Annotated in this window: 16 protein-coding genes; 2 read left to right on the top strand and 14 right to left on the bottom strand. The window is 60.2% G+C overall.

What is annotated here, in order from left to right:
• Position 1 precedes the first annotated feature (1 nt).
• Positions 2 to 1219, bottom strand: a complete 1218-nt coding sequence (locus AC0Z5Z_RS14440) for a type II secretion system F family protein (RefSeq protein WP_095181835.1) — start codon at positions 1217 to 1219, stop codon at positions 2 to 4.
• A gap of 2 nt (positions 1220 to 1221) precedes the next feature.
• Positions 1222 to 2922: a type IV-A pilus assembly ATPase PilB gene (gene pilB, locus AC0Z5Z_RS14435; RefSeq protein WP_056790439.1), complete on the bottom strand. Its 1701-nt coding sequence runs from the start codon at positions 2920 to 2922 to the stop codon at positions 1222 to 1224.
• A 226-nt stretch (positions 2923 to 3148) separates the two neighbouring features.
• Here pilB and AC0Z5Z_RS14430 point away from each other — a divergent pair, with 226 nt between their 5' ends.
• Both AC0Z5Z_RS14430 and AC0Z5Z_RS14425 read left to right on the top strand, forming a co-directional pair.
• Positions 3149 to 3565: a pilin gene (locus tag AC0Z5Z_RS14430; RefSeq protein WP_056790436.1), complete on the top strand. Its 417-nt coding sequence runs from the start codon at positions 3149 to 3151 to the stop codon at positions 3563 to 3565.
• A gap of 294 nt (positions 3566 to 3859) precedes the next feature.
• Positions 3860 to 4213 carry a BON domain-containing protein gene (locus AC0Z5Z_RS14425; protein WP_071173629.1) on the top strand — a complete coding sequence of 118 codons (354 nt, stop codon included), beginning with the start codon at positions 3860 to 3862 and terminating at the stop codon, positions 4211 to 4213.
• Between the two features lie 264 nt (positions 4214 to 4477).
• Here AC0Z5Z_RS14425 and AC0Z5Z_RS14420 read toward each other — a convergent pair whose 3' ends face one another.
• From AC0Z5Z_RS14420 to AC0Z5Z_RS14365, 12 genes are all read right to left on the bottom strand, one after another.
• Entirely contained in the window at positions 4478 to 4777 is a 300-nt protein-coding gene (locus AC0Z5Z_RS14420; RefSeq protein ID WP_039761633.1) for a DUF2845 domain-containing protein, read from the bottom strand.
• Positions 4774 to 7725, bottom strand: a complete 2952-nt coding sequence (locus tag AC0Z5Z_RS14415; RefSeq protein WP_485611238.1) for a DUF748 domain-containing protein — start codon at positions 7723 to 7725, stop codon at positions 4774 to 4776. The genes AC0Z5Z_RS14420 and AC0Z5Z_RS14415 overlap by 4 nt, the downstream gene beginning before the upstream one ends.
• A 222-nt stretch (positions 7726 to 7947) precedes the next feature.
• On the bottom strand, positions 7948 to 8964 hold the full coding sequence (locus AC0Z5Z_RS14410) for a class I SAM-dependent rRNA methyltransferase (protein ID WP_485611237.1): 1017 nt from the start codon (positions 8962 to 8964) through the stop codon (positions 7948 to 7950).
• A 136-nt stretch (positions 8965 to 9100) separates the two neighbouring features.
• Entirely contained in the window at positions 9101 to 11038 is a 1938-nt protein-coding gene (acs, locus tag AC0Z5Z_RS14405) for an acetate--CoA ligase (RefSeq protein WP_305381543.1), read from the bottom strand.
• A 201-nt stretch (positions 11039 to 11239) separates the two neighbouring features.
• Positions 11240 to 12904, bottom strand: coding sequence for a glucose-6-phosphate isomerase (gene pgi, locus AC0Z5Z_RS14400; protein WP_016773160.1), 1665 nt, complete (start codon positions 12902 to 12904; stop codon positions 11240 to 11242).
• Between the two features lie 358 nt (positions 12905 to 13262).
• Positions 13263 to 14123 (bottom strand): pantoate--beta-alanine ligase, encoded by an 861-nt coding sequence (gene panC, locus AC0Z5Z_RS14395; RefSeq protein ID WP_310220211.1) that lies wholly within the window; start codon positions 14121 to 14123, stop codon positions 13263 to 13265.
• On the bottom strand, positions 14120 to 14920 hold the full coding sequence (gene panB, locus AC0Z5Z_RS14390) for a 3-methyl-2-oxobutanoate hydroxymethyltransferase (protein WP_041477826.1): 801 nt from the start codon (positions 14918 to 14920) through the stop codon (positions 14120 to 14122). The genes panC and panB overlap by 4 nt, the downstream gene beginning before the upstream one ends.
• 436 nt (positions 14921 to 15356) lie before the next feature.
• Entirely contained in the window at positions 15357 to 15842 is a 486-nt protein-coding gene (folK, locus tag AC0Z5Z_RS14385; RefSeq protein WP_485611236.1) for a 2-amino-4-hydroxy-6-hydroxymethyldihydropteridine diphosphokinase, read from the bottom strand.
• A 3-nt stretch (positions 15843 to 15845) separates the two neighbouring features.
• Entirely contained in the window at positions 15846 to 17246 is a 1401-nt protein-coding gene (locus AC0Z5Z_RS14380; protein ID WP_039761624.1) for a polynucleotide adenylyltransferase PcnB, read from the bottom strand.
• A 734-nt stretch (positions 17247 to 17980) separates the two neighbouring features.
• Positions 17981 to 19417, bottom strand: a complete 1437-nt coding sequence (locus AC0Z5Z_RS14375; RefSeq protein WP_039761623.1) for a sigma-54-dependent transcriptional regulator — start codon at positions 19415 to 19417, stop codon at positions 17981 to 17983.
• A 22-nt stretch (positions 19418 to 19439) separates the two neighbouring features.
• A complete protein-coding gene (locus AC0Z5Z_RS14370) occupies positions 19440 to 22394 on the bottom strand; it encodes a sensor histidine kinase (protein WP_024014332.1) in 2955 nt (984 codons plus the stop codon).
• Positions 22378 to 22554: a hypothetical protein gene (locus AC0Z5Z_RS14365; protein ID WP_003176118.1), complete on the bottom strand. Its 177-nt coding sequence runs from the start codon at positions 22552 to 22554 to the stop codon at positions 22378 to 22380. The genes AC0Z5Z_RS14370 and AC0Z5Z_RS14365 overlap by 17 nt, the downstream gene beginning before the upstream one ends.
• Between the last annotated feature and the right edge of the window lie 12 nt (positions 22555 to 22566).

Genomic DNA, 22566 nt, shown 5'->3' with positions numbered 1-22566 from the left:
GTCAGATCGCTGAGCCGAGCTGGAAGATCGGCAGGTACATGGCCACCACCAGTCCACCGACGATGACCCCCAGCACCACCATGATGAACGGCTCCATCAGGCTGGTGAGGTTGTCGACCATGTTATCGACTTCCGCTTCATAAAAACCGGCGACCTTGTCGAGCATGTCATCCAGCGCGCCCGATTCCTCGCCGATGGCGGTCATCTGCACCGCCATGTTGGGAAACACACCGGTGCTGCGCATGGAGAAATTCAGTTGCATGCCGGTCGAGACGTCCTGCCGCACCCGCAACACCGCGCGCTTGAACACCACATTGCCGGTGGCACCGGCGACCGAATCCAGTGCTTCCACCAGCGGCACACCGGCTGCGAATGTGGTCGACAGGGTGCGGGCAAAACGTGCGACGGCGGACTTGTACATCAAGGTGCCCACCAGTGGCAGCTTCAGCAGCCAGGCATCGCGCCGGTCGCGCAGGGCCTGCGAAGTCTTCAACGCGTGGCGAGTGCCGAAAAACGCTGCCACCAGCGCAAAAAGAATGGCCCACCACCACTGCTGCATGAATTCCGACAGGCTGATGATCATCAGGGTGAAGCCCGGCAGTTCTGCGCCGAACCCGGAAAACACCGACTGGAACTGCGGCACCACTTTGACCAGCAGAATGCCTGTTACCACTGCCGCCACCAGCACCACGGCGGTGGGGTAGGTCATGGCTTTCTTGATCTTGGCCTTGAGCGCTTCGCTTTTTTCCTTATAGGTCGCGACCCGTTCAAGCAAGGTGTCGAGGGCGCCAGACTGTTCGCCGGCGTCGACCAGATTGCAGTACAACTCGTCGAAGTATTGCGGTTTCTTGCGCAGGGCCGTAGCGAAGCTGTTACCGGCCGCGACCTCCTGTTTGACCTCGTCGACCAGTTTGCGCATGGCCGGGTTTTCGAAGCCTTCGCCGATGATGTCGAAGGACTGCAACAGCGGCACGCCGGCCTTCATCATGGTCGCCATCTGCCGGGTGAACAGGGCGATGTCCTGCGGTTTGATGCGTTTGCCCAAGGTCAGCAGGGAGGCGGATTTCTTGCGCACCTTGCCCGGGTTTATCCCCTGTTTGCGCAGTTGCGCCTTGATCAGTGCGGGGTTCTGTCCGCTCAACTCGCCGCTGACTTTACTGCCTTTGCGGTCCGTGCCTTCCCAGGCGTAAACGCTGACTTTCGCTGCCTTGACCGCCATGTTCAATCCTTGGTGACCCGGTTGATTTCCTCAAGGCTGGTGATGCCTTGCATGGCCTTGTGCAGCCCGGAGGTGCGCAGATCGGCGAAACCGTCGCGGCGCATCTGAATGTCGATTTCCAGCGAATTGCCCTCGGCCATGATCAGCCGCTGCAGGTCCGGTGTGTTCTTTACCACTTCATAAATCCCCACGCGTCCTTTGTAACCGCCGTTGCAGTGATCGCAACCGACCGGCTCGTAGATCGTGAAATGGCCGATGCGTTCCTCGGGGAAGCCTTCCTTGAGCAAGGTCTCGTGCGGGATTTCCAGCGGCCGCTTGCAGTGCGCGCACAATTTGCGCGCCAGACGCTGGGCGATGATCAGGCTGACCGAGGTGGCAATGTTGAAACCGGGAATGCCCATGTTGTGCAGGCGCGTGAGGGTTTCCGCCGCGCTGTTGGTGTGCAGGGTCGACAGCACCAGGTGGCCGGTCTGCGCGGCCTTGATCGCGATCTCGGCGGTTTCCAGATCGCGGATCTCGCCGACCATGATCACGTCCGGGTCCTGACGCAGAAACGAGCGCAGCGCCTGGGCAAAGTCCAGCCCTTGGCGGGGATTGACGTTGACCTGATTGATGCCTTCCATGTTGATTTCCACCGGGTCTTCGGCGGTGGAAATATTGATGTCGACGGTGTTGAGGATATTCAGCCCGGTGTACAGCGACACGGTTTTACCGGAGCCGGTGGGGCCGGTGACCAGAATCATTCCTTGCGGCTGTTTCAGCGCGGCCAGGTACAAAGCCTTTTGCTCGGCTTCGTAACCCAAGGCGTCGATGCCCATTTGTGCACTGGACGGGTCGAGAATCCGGATCACCACTTTTTCGCCCCACAGGGTCGGCAAGGTGTTGACGCGAAAATCGATGGATTTGCTTTTCGACAGGCGCATCTTGATCCGCCCGTCCTGGGGTTTGCGTCGTTCGGAAATATCCAGACTGGCCATCACCTTCAGGCGCGCGGCAATACGCCCGGCCAGCTGGATCGGCGGCTTGGCCACCTCGCGCAGCATGCCGTCGGTGCGCATGCGCACCCGGTAGTTTTTTTCGTAGGGTTCGAAGTGCAGGTCGGAAGAGCCGCTCTTGATCGCATCGAGCAGCATTTTGTGCACGAAGCGCACGACCGGGGCGTCGTCGGCATCGAGGCCGCCGATCACGTCCTGTTTGTTGTCATCAATGGACTCGACGTCGAGGCCGTCGAGATCGACATCGGCCATTTCTTCCAGACCCGAGGCGTGGCTGTCGAAGAACTTGTCGATGGCGTCGCTGAGTTTGTCGTCCTCGACCAGGATCGCTTCGGTGCTCAGGCCGGTGCTGAATTGGATGTCGCTGATCGCCTGCTGATTGCTTGGGTCGGAAAGGCCCACGAACAGTTTGTTGCCGCGCCGCCAGAGGGGCAGGGCGCAGTGCTGGCGAACCAGTTTCTCACTGACCAGACCCTTGGGCTGAGTCTCTTTGTCGAGGCAATGCAGATCGAGCAGGGCCATGCCGAAATGTTCCGAGGCGATCTCGGCAATTTGCCGGCTGTTGACCAGTTTGTTGTGCACCAGGTAATTGACCAGCGACACGCGATTGCGCTGGGCCTGCGCCCAGGATTGCCGGGCGCTTGTTTCCGTGAGCAGTTCGGCCTGGACCAATTGCTTGGCCAGACCGCTCAGAGCGATGTCATTCATGGGGATTCCGCACGCTTGCCGTTCATGACTTATAGCCTAGTCAAGTGACAGCGCCAAACACGGCCGGTGCAGGTGACAAAAAGTGTCAGATAGTGCGGTTGCCGGTTGTAGGAAACGGCGTTGGGGAATGAGCGCGCCCAGCAGACGGGGGCAAATGGGCGTTGGCATGGGCTGTGCTGGGCCTTGTTCAGATCATGAGATTTCGACTCATGCATGGAGCGTGTCTATGAAAAAACAACAAGGCTTTACATTGATCGAGCTGCTGATCGTCGTGGCGATCATCGGCATTCTGGCGACTATCGCCCTGCCGCAGTATTCGAAGTATCAGGCGCGGTCGAAGGTGACCGCTGGGATTGCGGAAGCATCAGCTCTTAAGGTCAATTTTGAAGACGTGATCAATGCCGGATCGACTGACCCGAGCATTACCAACGTGAACGGCGGCACAGCGGCCACGCAGAATTGCACGTTGGCGGCATCCGGAAAAGTCGCCGATGGGACGGGTACTATTACTTGTACGCTGCTCAACGCTCCAGCGCCTGTTCTCGGCCAGACCGTAACGCTGACACGCAGTCCTACCACTGGCTGGACCTGTAAGTTCTCCGGCTCGAAAGAATATACAACTACGAGCTGCCCAGGCGTTTGACACGCACCTGCAACATAAAAAGCTCCGCAATTGCGGAGCTTTTTATGGCGCAACGGTTTTTAAAAGCTCCAATAATTTCAGCAGCTTATGAACTTTCCAAAAAACCGCAACTTGCATGCGAAGATTGAGCGAGTCATGCATTTTGCATGAAAATGAAAATTGGCATTTTTCATAACTCATTGTTTTTAAAAGAATTTATATGGCAAAAAAAGTTGGCACAGCGTTCGCAATATCTCCGGTAACCCTGCTGACAAGCGTTACAGCAGACTTCCAGTAAAAACAGGAGTTACTCGTATGAAGAAGTTCGCTATCACTGCCGCTGCTACCGCTCTGACCCTGACCATGGCTGGTGGCGCTTTCGCCCAGTCCGCTCAGGCTACCCAGTCGCCAATGGTTCTGGCTGCCGGTGAAATGACCAAGGCTAAAGAAGAGACTTCCGATACCTGGATCACCACCAAGGTCAAAGCTGATCTAGTCACCGAAAAAGGCATTCCAGGCACTGATATCAAAGTCGAAACCAACAAGGGTGTAGTTTCCCTGTCGTCGACCACTGCGGTAACCGAGTCGCAGAAAGAAGTCGCCGTAGGCATCGCCAAGAAAATCAAAGGCGTTAAAGCGGTCTCCGCTGACGGCCTGAAAGCCGAGTAAGGCAAGACTTCTCGCCTGAACCGGGAGAAGACGCGACAGACGGGCCGAGCAATACGTCTGCCGCAACTTTAGAGTTCATGCGAACGGTCACACGGATGTGACCATTACAGGCCCCGGCACTTGTGTCGGGGCCTGTTCTATTTTGGGCAATACCAATGTGGGAGCGAGCCTGCTCGCGAATGCGTATCGTCAGCCGACAAGTTCGTCAGTAGACAGACCGTATTCGCGAGCAGGCTCGCTCCCACAGGGTGAATTTCGTACGGCTTAATTACCGCGTTTGCTGTTGATCTGCCGCAGGCGATTGCCTTCGAAGCGCAGGTACTGGTACATGCCGTTGTTTGGTCCGTAGGTCCATTCCTCGACCTGAAACTCTTCGCGGCGATTGGCACTGCGCTTGTAGCCAAGCACATCGCGACTGACCGGCTCGCCACATTTTTGCAGCACTTCGCTGGCGCGGTCGCCGAGGCTGATCAACTGGCTACCGCAGCGCAATGTATCCGAAGCTGACGCGTGGCCGGCGGCGCACGTCAGAGCAAGCACAGCCAGCCAGTTACGCACGGTCATTCGGCATCCAGGTGCATTTGCGTCACCACGCGGCCGTCGCTTTCGGCCTCGCCGAGGTTGGCGTCGATGAAGTACACGCGGTCATCCTCGAGCTTGCCCTTGTCGACCAGGTAATCCTTGATGGTGCTGGCGCGGTCCTGGCCCAACTGGCGCAACAGCACCTCGCTGCCACTCCAGAACGCGATCACGCCCTCGCGCATTTTCGCCGTGCGTTCTTCCTTGCCCAGGTCTTTCCATTCAGCCGGTGGCTGGGTTTTCAGGCGGGTGCGGTAGATGCCTTCGAGCAACGCGCCTTTCTCGCTTTCGGGCACTTGCAACAGCGAGGCCTGGGCCGGGACTTTGTCGCCACGGCGCTGGAGCATCTTGTAGTAGTTGTACTGATATTCGCGTTCCAGACGTTGTTCGGCGAGCAGTGGCCCATCGCTGCTCTTCGCGGCAGTGCCTGCGATTTCCAGGCGCAGCGCCGGACGTTCCTTGAGTGCCTGCGACAGTTTCACCAGCGCCGCTTCGGCGTCTTTGCTCAGATCGCTGGAGCCCGGCGCGAAGGACACCGTGCCGAGGTCTTCGGAGCCGCCGCCACTGACCAGCCCGCCGATCATCTTGAACGGTGCGGCGGCCGCTTTGACGATCAGATTGCGCAGGGTCTGCCAGACGATCGGCATCACGCTGAACTGTGGATTATTCAGGTCGCCGGTCACTGGCAATTCGATGGAGATCTTGCCGTCGACGTCCTTGAGCAGGGCGATCGCCAGTTTCAGCGGCAGACTCACCGCATCAGGGCTGTCGACCTTCTCGCCCAGTTGCAATTGCTCGACCACGACTTTGTTGTCGGCTTTCAATTGGCCCTTGGTAATCAGGTAGTGCAGATCTAGGTTGAGCCGGCCCTTGCGGATGCGGTAGCCGGCGAATTTGCCGGAGTAGGGCGTCAGGGTCGTCAGTTCGACGCGCTTGAAACTGGTGGCGATGTCGAGGCTGGCCATCGGGTCGAACGGATTGACCGCACCCTTGATGGTCACCGGCGCATAACGGTCGACCTTGCCTTTGATGTCGACGCTGGCCGGTTTCGCCTGACGACTGTCGATGGTGCCGATCTGGCCGTTGAGCTGCTGCACGGCGGTGGCGAAATTCGGCGTCAGGCTGAAGTCGGCGAAGTTGGCCGAACCATCGTTGATCGCAATCGCGCCGATGTGAATGCCCAGTGGTTTGTCCTTGCCGGCCGGTTTGGCTGCGGTGCTTTGTGCTCCGCTGTCGGCCGGTTGCGGGATCAGCAGGTCGTCGACGTTGGTGGTGCGATCGTCGTTGATCATGAAGCGCACATACGGCTGCAACAGGTTGACCTTGTCGATCGACAGGCTGTCGCCGTGCTGATAGTTGATGCCGTCGACCACTACTTGCTGCCATTTGAGAAAATCGCGGGTCTTGAGCGTATCGAGGGTGTGCAGTTGATCAATCTGCGCGCGGCCGGTGACGCTGAGGGCCAGTGGTTCGGTGCTTTTCAGGTTGACCTTGAGGTCACTGCCGAGCATGCCGCTGCGCAGTTCCAGACGAATGAACGGGTTGATATAGGACTGCGCGACACGCAAGTCGACGTCCTGGGTTTTCACGTTGAGCTGCGCGTTGACCGGGGCCAGATTGACCGTGCCGTCGGCGCTGATCTTGCCTTGCTTGCCCAGGCCGCTGTCGAGCTTGAGCTTGAAAGGCGAGCCGTTGAGGCTGTCGAAATCCTGCAGATCGACGTTCAGCGGGGTGATGTCCAGCGCCACCGCCGGTTGCGCCGAGCGGTCAGCGAGATGGACCGTGTAGTTGCGCAGTTGCACATCCTTGACCAGCACCTGCCATGGCTTGCTCGGGGCGCTTGGCTCAGGTTTCGGCGAGTCGGCGGCGGCCGGTGTATCCGCCGGTTCGGCAGCGGCTTTGGCAGCCGGTTTCGACGGCTGGCTGGCGAACAGCTTCTGCCAGTCCAGTTGGCCGTCAGCTTCCAGCGCCGCCCAGGTTTCCAGTTTGTTGCTGCGGATCTTGCCGACCACCACTTGCTGCTTGGCCAGGTCCAGCGAGGTTTCGCTGACGTCGAGGCGTTCGAGCCTGGCCAGCGGACGTCCGTCCGGAGCCTTGATGGCGAACGGCGCAATGCTCACCGCGACGTTGTTCAGCAGCAGTTCGGTTTGTTTCGACAGGTTGAGTTTGTACTCAGTGCTGAGGCTGACCACGCCGTTTTCCAGCACCAGCGGCACGGCGTCACGCACGTAAGGCCAGAAGGATTTCATCTGGCCATCGGTGACTTTCAGGGTGCCTTCGGAGGTGAACGGGATCAGGCTGAAATTGCCGGTCCAGTCGATCCTCCCGCCAGCGGGGCCGATGGCGACGAGGGTCATGTCGGCGCTGTCCTCGGGCAAAGTGCTGAGGTTTTTCAGCTCGAAACTGAGGTCGTCGTAAAGAAATTCGATCGGCTCGCTGGGCCGCATATCCTCGAAATGCACCACACCGCCGGCCAGTTTGATGTTGTCGATACGCAGCGGGAATGGCTTGGCGTCGGGATCGGCGGGTGTCGGCTCGCTCGGCGGCACGTTGAACAGGCCCAGCAGGTTGAGCTTGCCGTCCTTGGCGAAGAGGATTTCGCTTTTGGGTTTGTCCAGTTCGATGTCGGACAGATGCAGCGCTTTGGTCCAGAGGCTGTCGATTTGCAGGTTGGCATAGAGGCGATCGAAGCCGACCTGCTCCTTGCCCGGCTCGCCGATGACCAGGCCCCAGAGGGTGACCTCAAGGCTGAAGGGGTTGAGTTCGATGCGCTGCAGATGCGCCGGCACCGTCGCGTAGTTCGCCAGTTGCTGGTTGGCCACGCGCAAGGCAATGCCCGGCAGGATCAGAAACCCCAGCAGGCTGTAGAGGGCCAGGGCTGTCAGCAGTGCGCCAATCGCGCGAATCAATCCTTTGGGCATGTGCGGCTTCATCTGTCTGAATCGGAGTGCCTTGGAGTATGGCACGCGATTCTGGTTCCGAAGTGCTTGATGTGGGACAGGATTGTTCAGAAATTTCTGTAGGAACAGATACCCATTGTAGGAGTGAGCCTGCTCGCGAATGCGCTGGTTCAGTGAAAAACAAGTCGACTGACACTGCGCTTCCGCGAGCAGGCTCGCTCCCACAGGGGAATGTAATCGCTCATGCTTGAGGGATTAGAGCTGCAAAATCAGTGTCTTCAACGGTGGCTGCTGGTCCCGCGAGGGGAAGTCCGCACCCGGGGTCATCACGCTCCATTCGCGCACCGGGCGGCCGGCCTTTTCGGCGCAGCGCAGCACTTGTTCGCGCCAGTCGTCCATGCTGACTTTCGCCAGGTTGTTGCAGCAGATCAGTACGCCGTTGTCAGCGGTGGTCAGCAGCGCGGGTTTGAGCAGGCTCTGATAATCGCGCAGCAGATCGACGGTGCCGAACGCACTTTTGGCCCACGCCGGCGGGTCGAGCAGGACCAGATCGTATTGGCGCTGTTCGAGGCGCTGATAGCTCGGCAGCTTCTGCCCGCGCCGCACGCTGATCGGCAGGCCAGCGAGCTGGCGGATCGCCGGGAAGTAATCGGACTGAATGAATTGCATCTCCGGCAGTTGCGGGTTGAGCAAACCATTCTCCCGACCGACCGCCAGATTGCCCTCGGCAAAGTCCAGGTTGCACACCTCGCGCGCACCGCCTGCCGCAGCACTGAGACCAACACCACAGGTGTAAGCGAACAGGTTGAGCACGCTTTTGCCTTGCGCATGATCCTTGACCCAGCCACGGGTGTTGCGCAGGTCGAGGAACAGCAGCGGATCCTGCCCGGCATGACGCCCGCGCACGCGGTAGTTCAGGCCCCATTCACGCCCGACCAGATCCGCCAGTGCGGCGTCGTCGGCTTTATAGACGCTGTCCTCGCGATCGATCCGTGAATTGCCACGGGAGCGGTCGTTGTAGACCAGCAGGCTGTCGAAGCCCAGGGTCTGGTTGACCATGGCGTGCAGTTGCAACAGTTCATCACGTTCGAGCGTCTGGTGAAAACTCTGCACCAGCAATTGCGGGCCGTAGCGGTCGATGGTCAGGCCGCCGGCGCCTTCCTGGCTGCCGTGGAACAGCCGATAGCAATCGGTGCCCTGGCTGTGCAGCGCAGCGAGCAGGTCCTGGCGTTGATCGAGGGCGGCGCGCAGCGCCTGATTCAAGGAAGACATGCGGGCGCCTTGCTGAGGGGAATTGGGGCGCGGGAGTTTAACAGTTTGCCGGGGGATCGCGTGATGGCCCTTCGCGAGCGAGCTCGCTGCCACATGTGCAATGCGATCACCTGTGGCAGCGAGCCTGCTCGCGAAGCTATTGATTCAAACGTTTATCAACGAGGTCCTGCACCACACTCGGATCTGCCAGGGTCGAAGTATCGCCAAGGCTGTCGAGCTCATTGCAGGCAATCTTGCGCAGAATCCGCCGCATGATCTTGCCCGAACGGGTCTTCGGCAATGCCGGCGCCCACTGGATCAGGTCAGGTTTGGCGAAGCTGCCGATCTCCTTGCTGACATGCGCCAGCAGGTCTTTCTTCAGCTCTTCGTTGGCCTCGGTGCCGTTCATTGGCGTCACGAATGCGTAGATGCCCTGGCCTTTGACGTCGTGGGGATAACCGACCACGGCGGCTTCGGCGATGCTGTCGTGCAGCACCAGGGCGCTCTCCACTTCGGCGGTGCCGATGCGGTGGCCGGAGACGTTGATCACATCGTCGATGCGTCCGGTAATCCAGTAATCGCCGTCCTCGTCACGGCGGGCGCCGTCGCCAGTGAAGTAATAGCCGGGGTAGGGTTTGAAGTAGGTGTCGATCATCCGCTGCGGATCGCCGTAGACGCTGCGAATCTGCGCCGGCCAGCTGGATTTGATCGCCAGCACGCCGCTGCCGGCGCCTTTGATTTCCTTGCCGGCTTCGTCAAGCAATACCGGTTGCACGCCGAACATCGGTTGCGTCGCGCAGCCGGGTTTGATCCGTTGGGCGCTGACCAGCGGGCTGAGCATGATGCCGCCGGTTTCGGTCTGCCACCAGGTGTCGACGATCGGGCAGCGCTGTTCACCGACAGCATTGAAATACCATTCCCACGCTTCCGGGTTGATCGGCTCACCGACGCTGCCGAGCAATCTGAGGCTGGCGCGTGAAGTTTCCTTCAATGGTCCGGCGCCTTCGCGCATCAGCGCGCGCAGGGCGGTGGGTGCTGTGTAGAAAATGTTGACCTTGTGCTTGTCGATGACCTGCCAGAAGCGCGAACTGCTCGGGTAGCTCGGCACGCCTTCGAACATCAGTGTGGTCGCACCGTTGGCCAGCGGCCCGTAGACGATGTAACTGTGGCCGGTGACCCAGCCGACGTCGGCGGTGCACCAGAACACTTCGCCGTCGCGGTAGTCGAGCACATATGTGAAGGTCATCGCCGCTTGCAGCAGATAGCCGCCGGTAGTGTGCAGCACGCCTTTGGGTTTGCCGGTGCTGCCGGAGGTGTAGAGGATGAACAGCGGATCTTCGGCGTCCATCGGTTCCGGCGGGCAGTCGTCGCTGACCTCGCGCACGGCCTGGTGATACCAAAGGTCACGGCCTTCGACCCAATCGACTTGGCCCTGAGTGCGCTCGACGACCACCACAGTGCTGACGTTCGGGCAGCTTTGCAGGGCTTTGTCGACGTTGTTTTTCAGTGGCACGAAGCGGCCGCCACGTACGCCCTCATCGGCGGTGATCACGGTACGGCAGTCGGCGTCGAGAATTCGATCACGCAGGGAATCCGGGGAAAATCCGCCGAACACCACCGAATGAATCGCGCCGATTCGCGCGCAGGCGAGCATGGCGTAGGCGGCTTCGGGGATCATCGGCATGTAGATGCACACCCTGTCGCCTTTCTTCACGCCACGGCTTTTCAGCACGTTGGCCAAACGGCAGACGTGGTGATGGAGTTTGTTGTAAGTGATCTGCGCCGATTCGGCAGGATCGTCGCCTTCCCAGAGCAGGGCGGTCTGTTCGCCGCGTTGCTTGAGGTGACGGTCGATGCAGTTGTAGCTGACGTTGAGCTTGCCGCCGGCAAACCAGGCCGCTTCACCGGTCTTCAGGTCATAGCGCTGAACGGTCTGCCACGGCGTGCTCCAATCGAGGAAGCGCGTGGCCTGCTCGGCCCAGAAGGCGCTGGGGTGTTCAATCGATTCGCGGTACAGGCGCCGATACTCGTCCTGGCTCAACTGAGCGGCCTGGCGCACGGCATCGGCTTTGGGGAACGTGCTGATATCGAACATGACGGTTCCTTATTCTTGTGGTGCGACACGAATAAAGATGCGCCGAGCGCTGCACAGGTTCAAGTCATGTGCCAAAACAACTGTGGGAGCGAGCCTGCTCGCGAAGGCGGAATGTCAGTCAACGAAGGTGTTGAATGACGAACCGCTTTCGCGAGAAGGCTCGCTCCCACAGGGGAACAGCGTTGTGCCCGAAGGCTTTTATCAGCCGCGATGGCGCCCGCGGAAGTAGTTGATCAGGCCTTGAGTCGAGGCATCGTCAGCCACGGTCTCGTCGCTGCCGACCAGGCGGTTGTAGACGCCTTTGCCCAATTCCTTGCCCAGTTCCACACCCCACTGGTCGAAGGCGTTGATGCCCCAGACCACGCTTTGCACGAACACTTTGTGCTCGTACATCGCAACCAGGGCGCCGAGGCGACGCGGGCTGATGCGTTCGACTACCAAGGTGTTGCTCGGGCGATTGCCCGGGATCACCTTGTGCGGCGCCAGTTTGCGCACGTCGTCTTCGCCCATGCCTTTGTCGCGCAGTTCGGCTTCGGCTTCCGGCAGGGTCTTGCCGAGCATCAGCGCCTGGCTCTGCGACAGGCAGTTGGCGTACAGCCACTGGTGATGATCGGAAACCGGGTTGAAGCTGACGATCGGCACAATGAAGTCGGCCGGGATCAGTTGGGTGCCCTGGTGCAGCAACTGGTGATAAGCGTGCTGACCGTTGCAGCCGACGCCGCCCCAGATCACCGGGCCGGTATCGGTCGACACCGAGGTGCCGTCCTGACGCACGCTCTTGCCATTGGACTCCATGTCCAGCTGTTGCAAGTGCTTGGTGATGTTGCGCAGGTAGTGGTCGTACGGCAGGATCGCGTGGCTCTGCGCACCCCAGAAGTTGCCGTACCACACGCCGAGCAGGGCCAGCAGCACCGGCATGTTCTGTTCGAACGGCGCGGTCTGGAAATGCTGGTCCATGGTGTAGGCACCGGACAGCAATTCCTTGAAGTTGGACATGCCGATGGCCAGGGCGATCGGCAAACCGATCGCCGACCACAGCGAATAACGCCCGCCGACCCAGTCCCACATCGGGAAGATGTTTTCTTCGCGGATACCGAAGGCCACCGCTGCGGCGTTGTTGCTCGATACGGCGATGAAGTGGCGATACAGCTCGGCTTCCGAGCCGCCCTGCGCCAGGTACCAGGCGCGTGCGGCCTGCGCGTTCTTCAGGGTTTCGAGGGTGTTGAACGACTTCGACGAAACGATGAACAGCGTGGTCTCGGCGCGCAGTTTCTGCGTCAGCTCATGGAATTCGCTGCCGTCGATGTTTGCCAGATAGTGGCAACGTACGCCTTTCTGCGCGTAGGACAGCAGCGCTTCGGAGACCAGCTCAGGGCCGAGGAACGAGCCGCCGATGCCAATGTTGACCACGTCGGTGATCGGCTTCTCGGTGTAACCGCGCCACAAGCCATCATGAATTCGGCCAACCAGATCGGTGATCTGGTTCAGCACCTTGTGCACTTCCGGCATCACGTTGACGCCGTTGACCGACAATTTGTCGCCGACCGGGCGGCGCAGGGCGGTGTGCAGTGCCGGGCGGCCTTCGGAGGCATTGACGATTTCGCCGTCGAACAGCGCTTTGATCGCGCCCTTCAGATCGACTTCATTGGCCAGGCCCACGAGCAGGTTGCGGGTCTCGGCGTTGATCAAATTCTTCGAATAATCGAGAAACAGACCGCAGCTGCTGAGGGTGAACTGATTGAAACGCTGCGGATCGGCGTTGAAGGCTTCGCGCATGCTGAAATCCTGCATGGCTTGGCGGTGGTCTTTCAACGCTTGCCAGGCGGGCAGAGCGGTAACGTCGTGAGGAGTGCGGTAGTACGCCATCGCTGCGGTTTTCCTTTTTACTTGAACGGCCTTTTGAACACGGTACAGATCAACCACGGGTTTTAGCGCATGGGATCAACTGCGTCGACACGAGATCTGGACACAGGGCGAATACAGTAAACCTCGCGCTGCGTTCTGTCTTGACTTTGTCTGACCAGATCCCTGTACTTTTTTAACATCCGCAGAGGAATCTGGCCGACAAACGGAGGTGCCCGGAAGACTTTCGCCCAACCGGCATGCACCGGAAACACATGTGGGAGCGAGCCTGCTCGCGAAGGCGTGGTGTCAGGCAACTTATAAGTCGCTGATACACCGCCTTCGCGAGCAGGCTCGCTCCCACAGGGAAATTCGTTGCTGCTTAAATCTGGCTATCGAGATTCAGGTGCAGGTTGTCGATCAACCGCGTGGTGCCGAGGAACGCCGCTACCAGAATCACCAGATCGCGATCCTCCGCCGTCGCCGGACGCAAGGTCAGGCCATGACGGATTTCCAGATAATCCGGACGCAGCCCCGCTGATTCCAGCACCTGCAACTGCGCAGCGATCAGCGCCGGGTAATCACGCTCACCTTGCTTGATCGCTTCGGCGATGCTGCTCAGCACGCGGTAGACCACCGGCGCCACGGCGCGCTGGTCTTCATTGAGGAAGCCGTTGCGCGACGACAGCGCCAGACCATCCGCAGCACGCACGGTCGGCTCGCCGATGATCTGGATCGGCATGTTCAGGTCGTGCACCAGTGCGCGGATCACCGCCAGTTGCTGGTAATCCTTCTGGCCGAAGATCGCCAGATCCGGCTGGACCATGTTGAACAGCTTGCTGACTACGGTCGCCACACCTTCGAAGTGCCCCGGACGGCTGGCACCACACAGGCCTTCGGACAATTGCGGCACGCTGACCCTGGTTTGGCCGGCCATGCCGTCCGGGTACATCTCTTCAACCGTCGGCGCGAACAGCAGGTCGCAACCGGCTTCGAGGAGCTTTTCCTGATCGGCGGCGAGGGTGCGCGGGTATTTGTCGAGGTCTTCGCCGGCGCCGAACTGCAGCGGGTTGACGAAAATACTCGCGACGACGAAATCGACTCGCTGCGTGGCCTTGGTGATCAATGCGACGTGGCCGCTGTGCAGGTTCCCCATGGTCGGCACGAAGCCGATGCGCTTGCCTTCACTGCGCGCGCGAGCGACGGCGGCACGCAGTTCGCGTACGGTTTTGACGGTGTTCATGCAGAGAATCCGTGTTCGATGCCGGGAAACGTGGTGGCTTTGACTTCACTGACGTAAGCCTTCAGCGCGGCCTGGATGCTGTCCTGACCTTGCATGAAGTTCTTGACGAATTTGGGTACGCGGCCGGTGATCGACAGGCCGAGCATGTCGTGCAATACCAGCACCTGGCCGTCGGTGGCGTTGCCGGCACCGATACCGATCACCGGAATGCCCACGGCCTGGCTGATTTCTGCCGCCAGTTCGCTCGGCACGCACTCAAGCAAGAGCATGGCCGCACCGGCCTGCTCCAGCGCGATCGCATCGGCACGCATCTGCCGCGCCTGGTTCTCATTGCGGCCCTGCACTTTATAGCCACCGAGAATGTTCACCGCTTGCGGGGTCAGGCCCATGTGCGCGCACACCGGCACACCGCGCTCGGCGAGCAGGCGGATCGACTCCGCCAGCCACAGCTGGCCTTCAACCTTGACCATGTGCGCGCCGGCCTGCATCAGCATGGCGCTGTTGTTCATGGTCTGTTCGAGGGTGGCGTTGGCCATGAACGGCAGGTCGGCGAGGATCAGGGCATCGCCATTGCCACGCTTGACGCTGGCGACGTGATAGGCCATTTCCGCCGTGGTCACTGGCAGGGTGCTGTCGTGCCCCTGCAGGACCATGCCGAGGGAGTCGCCGACCAGCAGCACTTCGACACCGGCCTCATTGCAGGCATGGGCGAAGGTCGCGTCATAGCAGGTCAGCATGGTGATTTTTTCACCTTTCTGCTTGAGGCTCTGGAGCGTGGTCAGGGTGATGGCTGGCATGTAAAAAATCCTCGTTCAGGCGCTCTGGAAACTGCTGCGAGTCACGCGCGTGATTCTTCATCTACTCAGGCGCACGGTCTTGTGTCGTGCTTTGAAAGGCCTGGATTGCGCCCGTTCATGCCGGGTTGGCGGCAGCGGGACGCCTATAGTCGTGATGAGCCAACAGGAAGTCAATTGCGTGTGTTACCGCCTTGTTACGCGGGCGGTGTTACCGGCGTTACTGATGCGATTCAGCGGCGCGGCGGGCCTGATTCGGGGGATTTTTGTCTGACAAAAACTGGAGATTGGCAGGTGACCTGTGGCGAGGGGATTTATCCCCGTTGGGTCGCGGAGCGGCCCCATGTTTGTATACGGCTTGGTCAGATTTGGGCCTGCTTCGCAGTCCAGCGGGGATAAATCCCCTCGCCACATAACCACATTTCACAGAAGATTTTTGTCAGGGCTGGGGGAGGCGCTCGAGGCCGACGAACGGGCAGGCGGCCAGCAGGTCTGTCAGCGTGCGGCCATCGGCGAGACGCAGATCCTGCGGTGCCAGTTCAGCGAGGGGATAAAGAACGAACGCCCGCTCCTGAATCTGGTAATGCGGGACCTTCAGCCGTGGCTCATCGATCAGGCGATCGCCGAACAGCAGAATATCCAGATCCAGCGTGCGAGGCCCCCAGCGCTCAAGGCGCTCGCGGCCCTGAGCGTTTTCGATCGCTTGCAAGGCGTCGAGCAGCTCGATCGGTGCGAGCGAACTGTCAATCGCGGCGACGGCGTTGGTGTAACGCGGCTGGCCCGGCAGCAGCGAATCACTTTGATAAAAGGCTGAAACGCCGGCAAGACTCGTCTGCGGCAATTGCCCCAGCGCCGCAATGGCGCTGCGCAACTGGTCGGCCGGGTCAGCGAGGTTGCTGCCCAGGCCGATGTAGATGCGTTCCATCGCTTACTCGCCCGTCGCGCTCGAAGCACCGGCGCGCTTGCGCTTGGAACCGCCGCTGCGGCGACGTTTGCGCGGTGCGCCGCTGGCATCGTCGCCCTTGCCGCTGAGGTCGCGGATCATGTCGCGACGCTCGCTGTCATTGGCGTCCTGATAATCGGTCCACCACTCGCCGAGGCCATCGGTCTCCTCGCCGGCGCTTTCACGCAGCAGGAGGAAATCGTAACCGGCACGGAAGCGCGGGTTGTCCAGTAACAGATCGGCGCGTTTGCCACTGCGCCGTGGCAGGCGTTCCTGCATGTCCCAGATTTCGCGGATCGGCATGGTGAAGCGCTTCGGAATCGCGATGCGCTGGCACTGTTCGGCGATCAGCTCATGAGCGGCTTCCTGCATCGCCGGAATCGGCGGCATGCCACGTTCCTGCAGACGCAACACTCGCGCCGGCAGCGCAGGCCAGAGCAGGGCGGCAAAGAGGAACGCCGGGGTCACCGGTTTGTTCTGCTTGATGCGCAGGTCGGTGTTGGTCAGTGCTTCGCTGATCAGCGTATGGGTGTATTCCGGGTTGTATTCCAGCGCCTCGGCACTGGCCGGGAACAGCGGGGCGAACAGTTGCAGATCAACCAGCATTTCAAAGGTGATCGCGCCGTGCCCGGAGAGGAACAGCTTGAGCACTTCTTCGAACAGCCGCGCCGACGGAATCTCGCGCAGCATCGGCGCCAGCTCACGGATCGGCTGCACGGTGTGCTTCTCGATGCCGAAGTTGAGCTTGGCGGCGAAACGCACGGCCCGCAGCATGCGCACCGGGTCTTCCTGGTAACGCTGCTTCGGGTCGCCGATCAGGCGGATCAGGTGATTGCGGATGTCGTGCACGCCATTGGCATAATCGAGAATGCGCTCGCTGACCGGATCGTAATACAGAGCATTGATGGTGAAGTCGCGGCGTTGCGCGTCTTCTTCCAGGGTGCCGTAGACGTTGTCGCGCAGAATCCGCCCGCTCTCGTTGCGCGAAGACTGGTTGCTGTCTTCCTCGTCTTCGTTGACCGGGTGATTGGCGCGGAAGGTCGCGACTTCAATGATTTCGCGACCGAAATGGATGTGCACCAGTTTGAACCGGCGACCGATGATCCGCGCATTGCGGAATTCGGCCCGGACCTGCTCTGGGGTGGCGCTGGTGGCGACGTCGAAATCCTTGGGCGTGATGCCCAACAGCATGTCACGCACGCAACCACCGACCAGATAAGCCTGGTAACCGGCACCTTGCAGGCGTTCGACGATATTCACCGCATAGCGGCTGAACTGCGTTTTCTGCAGCGAATGTTGGCCGCTGTTGAGCACTTCAGGGGTGCTGCGGATGTGTTGCGTACGACGCACGGGAGTTCGGAATGACTGGAACAGCTTCTTCAGCATGGGATGCACTGTTTGAAGGAATGTTCGGCCATACCAAAAGAATGACCGCATGATGGGCGCAGATTCTAGCATTTAGTCGGGGGATGGTGTAGGACGCAGCAGATATGAGCTGCAAGCCGCAAGCTTCAAGGGTCGAACGCGGGAAAGCAGGGGAATTTCACGGAGGGGAGAAACTACAAGGGGAGCCGAAGCTCCCCAAGAAGTAGTTGCGTGCTCTTTTTATTATTGATTCGGGCTTCTTGTTTTTGTTGAGTGCCCTCGCCACGAAGTGTTTCCTTCGTGACCCTCCCAATCGGGAGCCAAGAGCAAACGGATTGCTTTGGTCGCTGAATTGCAGTGATCTGTCGATCCAACCAGTACAGGCTCTGTCTTAGGACAGTTTTTGTTGTTCTCGGCCTGGTCGTGGGGCAAGCCCCAAATACAACGCCTCTCCAAAAGAATCAGTTAGCTGCGCCTCTCGCCGTCTTGTTTTTATTGTGCGTGAGTCGATTCGTCTTATTTTTATTGTCTTGTGCATTGCTTGTTATTGTTCTTGTACCAAACATATAGCAGGGTGCGTGCCAACTTTCGCCAAGCCCAGTAAAACAAGGGGTTAGGTCGATATAACCGTTTTGCAGGGGCGAAAAAAAGCCGGGGTTGCGTTACCGATAACCCCGGCTTCTGTTACGTGAATCGACTGCGGTAACAGTTTTTTCACATTGTCATGCGTTACCCGCGCACGCGGTGGGTAACGCTCAGCTTTCGCTGGCGACCCCGGTCTTGCGTCTTGGAATGCCCAGACGCTGGCGGCGTTCCCACAGGCATTTGCGGCTGACGCCCAGTTTGCGTGCCAGTTCGGTCTCGGTCATGTGGTCCTGATGCTCGAGGACGAAGTGCTGGAAATAGTCTTCCAGCGACAGATCCTCGGTCGGCTCATGGCTGCTGTTGCTGGCGTTACCGCCGGTTTGCGGCGGCAGACCGATGAACTCGTCGTCTTCCAGATCGCTCAGCTCGATGTCGATGCCCAGCAGGTCGGCCGAAATCTCCGGGCTTTCGCTGAGAATCACCGCGCGCTCGACAGCGTTCTCCAGCTCACGCACGTTACCGGGCCACGAATAGTGCCGGATCGCCTGTTCAGCGTCGGCAGCGAATTTCAGGTCGGTGCGATTGATCCGCGCGCTCTGGCGAGCGAGGAAGGCATTGGCGATTTCGTTGACGTCGGCGCCACGCTCGCGCAGCGGCGGCAGCTTCAGGGCAATCACGTGCAGACGGTAATAAAGGTCTTCACGGAACTGGCCGATTTTCGCCAGGCTCTTCAGATCGCGGTGCGTTGCAGCGATCAGGCGCACATCGACTTTCTGCGACTGCACCGAACCTACGCGGCGGATCTCGCCCTCCTGCAGAACCCGCAGCAAGCGAGCCTGGGCTTCGAGGGGCAGTTCGCCGATCTCATCGAGGAACAGGGTGCCGCCGTCCGCCGCTTCGACCAGACCGGCGCGACCGGCGCTGGCGCCGGTGAACGCGCCTTTCTCGTGGCCGAACAGTTCGGACTCGATCAGGCTTTCCGGAATCGCCGCGCAGTTCACCGAGATCATCGGCGCCTTGGCGCGTTTCGACAGATTGTGCAGGGCGCGGGCCACCAGTTCTTTACCGGTGCCGGACTCACCCTGAATCAATACATTGGAATCGGTTGGCGCGACTTTGCGGATCTTGCTGTACAGGTCCTGCATCGGCGGGCAGGAGCCGATGATGCCGATTTCGCCATTGCTGTTATCCACAGCGGCTTTGCCATTGCCGGCGGCAGGCTTGCTCGCCGTGGCTTCGCCGGCAGCTGGCGCCGACTGACGATCACGCAGGATCCGCGCAACCGCCTGGAGCATTTCATCGTGGTCGAACGGCTTGGCGATGTAATCGACCGCGCCCATTTTCATCGAGTCGACCGCCGAGCGCAGGCTGGCGTAACTGGTCATGATAAGCACCGGTGTGCCTTGCCCGAGCTTGATCAGCTCGGTGCCCGGAGCGCCCGGCAGGCGCAGGTCGCTGACGATCAGATCGAACGTAGGAATGGTGAAGCGTTCTTGTGCTTCCTGCACTGATCCGGCTTCGCTGACCTGGTACTGGTTGCGTTCCAGCAGGCGGCGCAAGGCGGAGCGGATAATGGTTTCGTCTTCGACGATCAAAATGTGCGGCATTGATTCGATACTCTCGACGGTCTCAGTTCACAGCGGACGTCGCTTCGACATGACGCGGTAAGGTCACCCGGATACGGGTGCCGCGTTGGCTTTGTACATCAGCCGGGCTGTCGATGGTGATTTGTCCATAATGCTCTTCAACGATGGAATAGACCAGTGCAAGGCCCAGACCGGTGCCTTCACCCGGATCCTTGGTGGTGAAGAAAGGTTCGAACAATCGGTCCATGATGCTCGACGGAATACCGCTGCCTTCGTCTTCGACGATCAGATCGACCGTGTGTTCGCCGGCTTCGCTCTTGACCCGTACCGCACTGTGCGGCGGCGAGGCGTCGCGGGCGTTGGAGAGCAGATTGATCAGCACCTGGGCAAGCCGTTGCGGGTCGCCTTCGACCCAATGATCGGGATCGCACAGGTTGTAGAACTGCACTTCGAAATTGCGCCGGTTCAGCGCCAGCAGGCCGATGGCATCCTGCGCAACTTCTGCCAGACACACCGGTTCGTCGTTGTGCTGATGACTGCCGGCATGGGCGAAGCTCATCAGCGACTGGACGATGCGCGAGACGCGTTTGGTCTGCTCGAGAATCTGCCCGCTGATTTCCGTCAGCTCGCCGTCGTCTTCGCGCTCTTCGCGCAGGTTCTGCGCCAGGCAGGCGATGCCGGTGATCGGGTTGCCGATTTCGTGGGCCACACCCGCTGCGAGACGACCGATGCTGGCCAGCCGTTCGGAATGCACCAGTTTGTCTTCGAGCATCTGCGTTTCGGTCAAATCCTCGACCAGTAACACCAGGCCACTGTTACCCGGTGCCAACGGCTCGTCGATTGCCGCTTTGTGCAGATTCAGCCAGCGGGTCTGACCATCGAGGGCCAGATGCTGTTTGTGCAAATGCTCGTCGGGCAGGTTGATGAAGCCTTGCAGCAATTCTTTCCACGGGTTGGCGATGGTGCTCAAGCGAGAACCGACCACTCGCTGCGCGGCGATGCCGGTCAGCTCTTCCATGGCCTTGTTCCACATCAGGATCTCCTGATCCTTGGCCAGCGAGCAGACGCCCATCGGCAGTTCCTGCAAGGTCTGGCGGTGGTAGCGGCGCAGGGCGTCGAGCTCGGCGGCCAGGCCGGTGAGGCGCGAGTGATAATCCTCGAGACGGCTTTCAATGAAGTGAATGTCTTCGGTGACGTAGTTCTCGCCGCCAGCCTTATAGGGCAGGAAGGTTTCCACCATATCCTGCGCAACGCTCGGGCCCATCAGGCCGGACAGGTTGGCCTCAATGCGGTCGCGCAACCGGCGCAAGGCATACGGCCGGCGTTCATCGAAGGGCAGATACAAGTCGCGCAGCGCTTGCTCGACTTCTTTCTGCGCAGCCTTGGCACCCAGCGGCTTGGCCAGCTGCGTGGCGAACTCCTGCGGCGAGGCGGCGTGCAGTTCGCGGCGTTGCGGGCGGCGCACGTTGTCCACGGCGCAGGCTTCGGCGGCGCTGGCTTCTTCCGGGCTGGCGTTGGTGAACAGCGAGATCAAAGTGAACATCAGGACGTTGGCCGCCAGGGAGGCGATGGCCGCCATGTGCCAACTGGTGTCGTCGAGCACGTAGATCATGTTCAACAGCGGGATATAGAAACCCTGCAGATTGCCGACCAGCGGCAGCAACATGGTCACCACCCAGACCGTGATCCCCGCCAGCAGCCCGGCAATGAAACCGCGGCGGTTGGCGGTCGGCCAGTACAACACCGACAACACCCCGGGCAGAAATTGCAGGGTCGCAACGAACGCGACGATGCCGAGGTTGGCCAGATCCTGCTCGACGCCGAGCATCAGGTAGAAACCGAAACCGGCCATGATGATCGCCACGATCAGCGCCCGACGGGTCCATTTCAGCCAGCGGTAGATGTTGCCTTCAGCCGGCGGCTGATAGAGCGGCAGCACCAGATGGTTCAGCGCCATGCCCGACAAGGCCAGGGTGGTGACGATGATCAGGCCACTGGCGGCGGACAGGCCACCGACGTAGGCGAGCAAGGCCAGCGGTTTGCTGTTGGCGGCAATGCCGATGCCGAGGGTGAAATATTCCGGGTCGGTGGTGGCGCCGAGTTTCAGTCCGGCCCAGAGAATCAGCGGTACGGCAAGACTCATCAACAGCAGAAACAACGGCAGGCCCCAACTGGCGCTGACCAGCGAGCGCGGGTTGAGGTTTTCCGTAAAGGTCATGTGATACATGTGCGGCATCACGATCGCCGAGGCGAAGAACACCAGCAACAGTGTGCGCCACGGGCCTTCCTGCAACGGCGTGTGCAGGGCGGCGAGGGCGGTCTGGTTTTGCAGCAGCCACAGTTCGAGCTGTTGCGGGCCGTCGAATACGCCATACAGCGCATACAGGCCAACGCCGCCGAGAGCGATCAGTTTGATGATCGATTCGAAAGCAATCGCGAACACCAGCCCTTCATGTTTCTCGCGCGTGGCGATGTGCCGGGAACCGAAGAAAATCGTGAACAGAATGATCAGCGCACAGAACGCCAGCGCCACGCGGCTCTGCACACGTTCGCCGGTGAGGATGCCGATCGAGTCGGCCACTGCCTGAATCTGCAGGGCAAGCAATGGCAACACGCCAATCAGCATGAAAATCGTGGTCAGCGCGCCGGCCCAGGTGCTGCGAAAGCGGAAGGCAAACAGATCGGCCAGCGACGACAGTTGATAGGTGCGGGTGATCTTCAGGATCGGATAAAGCAGCACCGGCGCCAGCAGGAATGCACCGGACACGCCGAGATAACTGGACAGAAAGCCGTAACCGTATTGATAGGCCAGGCCCACCGTGCCGTAGAACGCCCAGGCACTGGCGTAAACCCCCAGCGACAGGGTGTAGGTCAACGGGTGGCGAATGATCGCGCGCGGGATCATGCCCCGTTCGCTGACCCAGGCAACGCCGAACAGCGCCGCCAGGTACGCGGCGCTGATCAGGATCATCTGGGTCAGGCTAAAGCTCATCGGCATCTTTTTGGCTCTGCAGGATGAAGGTCACGACAATCAGGATCAGCCAGAGCAGATAAGGGCGATACCAGGCGCCCGTCGCGTCGATCCACCAATCCATGATGGCGGGGGAGAACAGGTAGATCCCGACGACCAAAAGCAGGACCAAGCGATAGATGTACATCCCGGCCTCTCT

It is taken from the genome of Pseudomonas sp. 1L-E-NC-VB-C3 (genome assembly GCF_057291535.1).
The sequence above is the reverse complement of the archived record's forward strand: the minus strand, read 5'-3'. Positions and strand labels throughout refer to the sequence as shown.

Bases quoted from the DNA above. Each gene is read 5' to 3' on its own strand.
- AC0Z5Z_RS14440 (WP_095181835.1), bottom strand. From the start codon at position 1,219: ATGGCGGTCAAGGCAGCGAAAGTCAGCGTTTACGCCTGGGAAGGCACG.
- pilB (WP_056790439.1), bottom strand. From the start codon at position 2,922: ATGAATGACATCGCTCTGAGCGGTCTGGCCAAGCAATTGGTCCAGGCC.
- AC0Z5Z_RS14430 (WP_056790436.1), top strand. From the start codon at position 3,149: ATGAAAAAACAACAAGGCTTTACATTGATCGAGCTGCTGATCGTCGTG.
- AC0Z5Z_RS14425 (WP_071173629.1), top strand. From the start codon at position 3,860: ATGAAGAAGTTCGCTATCACTGCCGCTGCTACCGCTCTGACCCTGACC.
- AC0Z5Z_RS14420 (WP_039761633.1), bottom strand. From the start codon at position 4,777: ATGACCGTGCGTAACTGGCTGGCTGTGCTTGCTCTGACGTGCGCCGCC.
- AC0Z5Z_RS14415 (WP_485611238.1), bottom strand. From the start codon at position 7,725: ATGAAGCCGCACATGCCCAAAGGATTGATTCGCGCGATTGGCGCACTG.
- AC0Z5Z_RS14410 (WP_485611237.1), bottom strand. From the start codon at position 8,964: ATGTCTTCCTTGAATCAGGCGCTGCGCGCCGCCCTCGATCAACGCCAG.
- acs (WP_305381543.1), bottom strand. From the start codon at position 11,038: ATGTTCGATATCAGCACGTTCCCCAAAGCCGATGCCGTGCGCCAGGCC.
- pgi (WP_016773160.1), bottom strand. From the start codon at position 12,904: ATGGCGTACTACCGCACTCCTCACGACGTTACCGCTCTGCCCGCCTGG.
- panC (WP_310220211.1), bottom strand. From the start codon at position 14,123: ATGAACACCGTCAAAACCGTACGCGAACTGCGTGCCGCCGTCGCTCGC.
- panB (WP_041477826.1), bottom strand. From the start codon at position 14,920: ATGCCAGCCATCACCCTGACCACGCTCCAGAGCCTCAAGCAGAAAGGT.
- folK (WP_485611236.1), bottom strand. From the start codon at position 15,842: ATGGAACGCATCTACATCGGCCTGGGCAGCAACCTCGCTGACCCGGCC.
- AC0Z5Z_RS14380 (WP_039761624.1), bottom strand. From the start codon at position 17,246: ATGCTGAAGAAGCTGTTCCAGTCATTCCGAACTCCCGTGCGTCGTACG.
- AC0Z5Z_RS14375 (WP_039761623.1), bottom strand. From the start codon at position 19,417: ATGCCGCACATTTTGATCGTCGAAGACGAAACCATTATCCGCTCCGCC.
- AC0Z5Z_RS14370 (WP_024014332.1), bottom strand. From the start codon at position 22,394: ATGCCGATGAGCTTTAGCCTGACCCAGATGATCCTGATCAGCGCCGCG.
- AC0Z5Z_RS14365 (WP_003176118.1), bottom strand. From the start codon at position 22,554: ATGTACATCTATCGCTTGGTCCTGCTTTTGGTCGTCGGGATCTACCTG.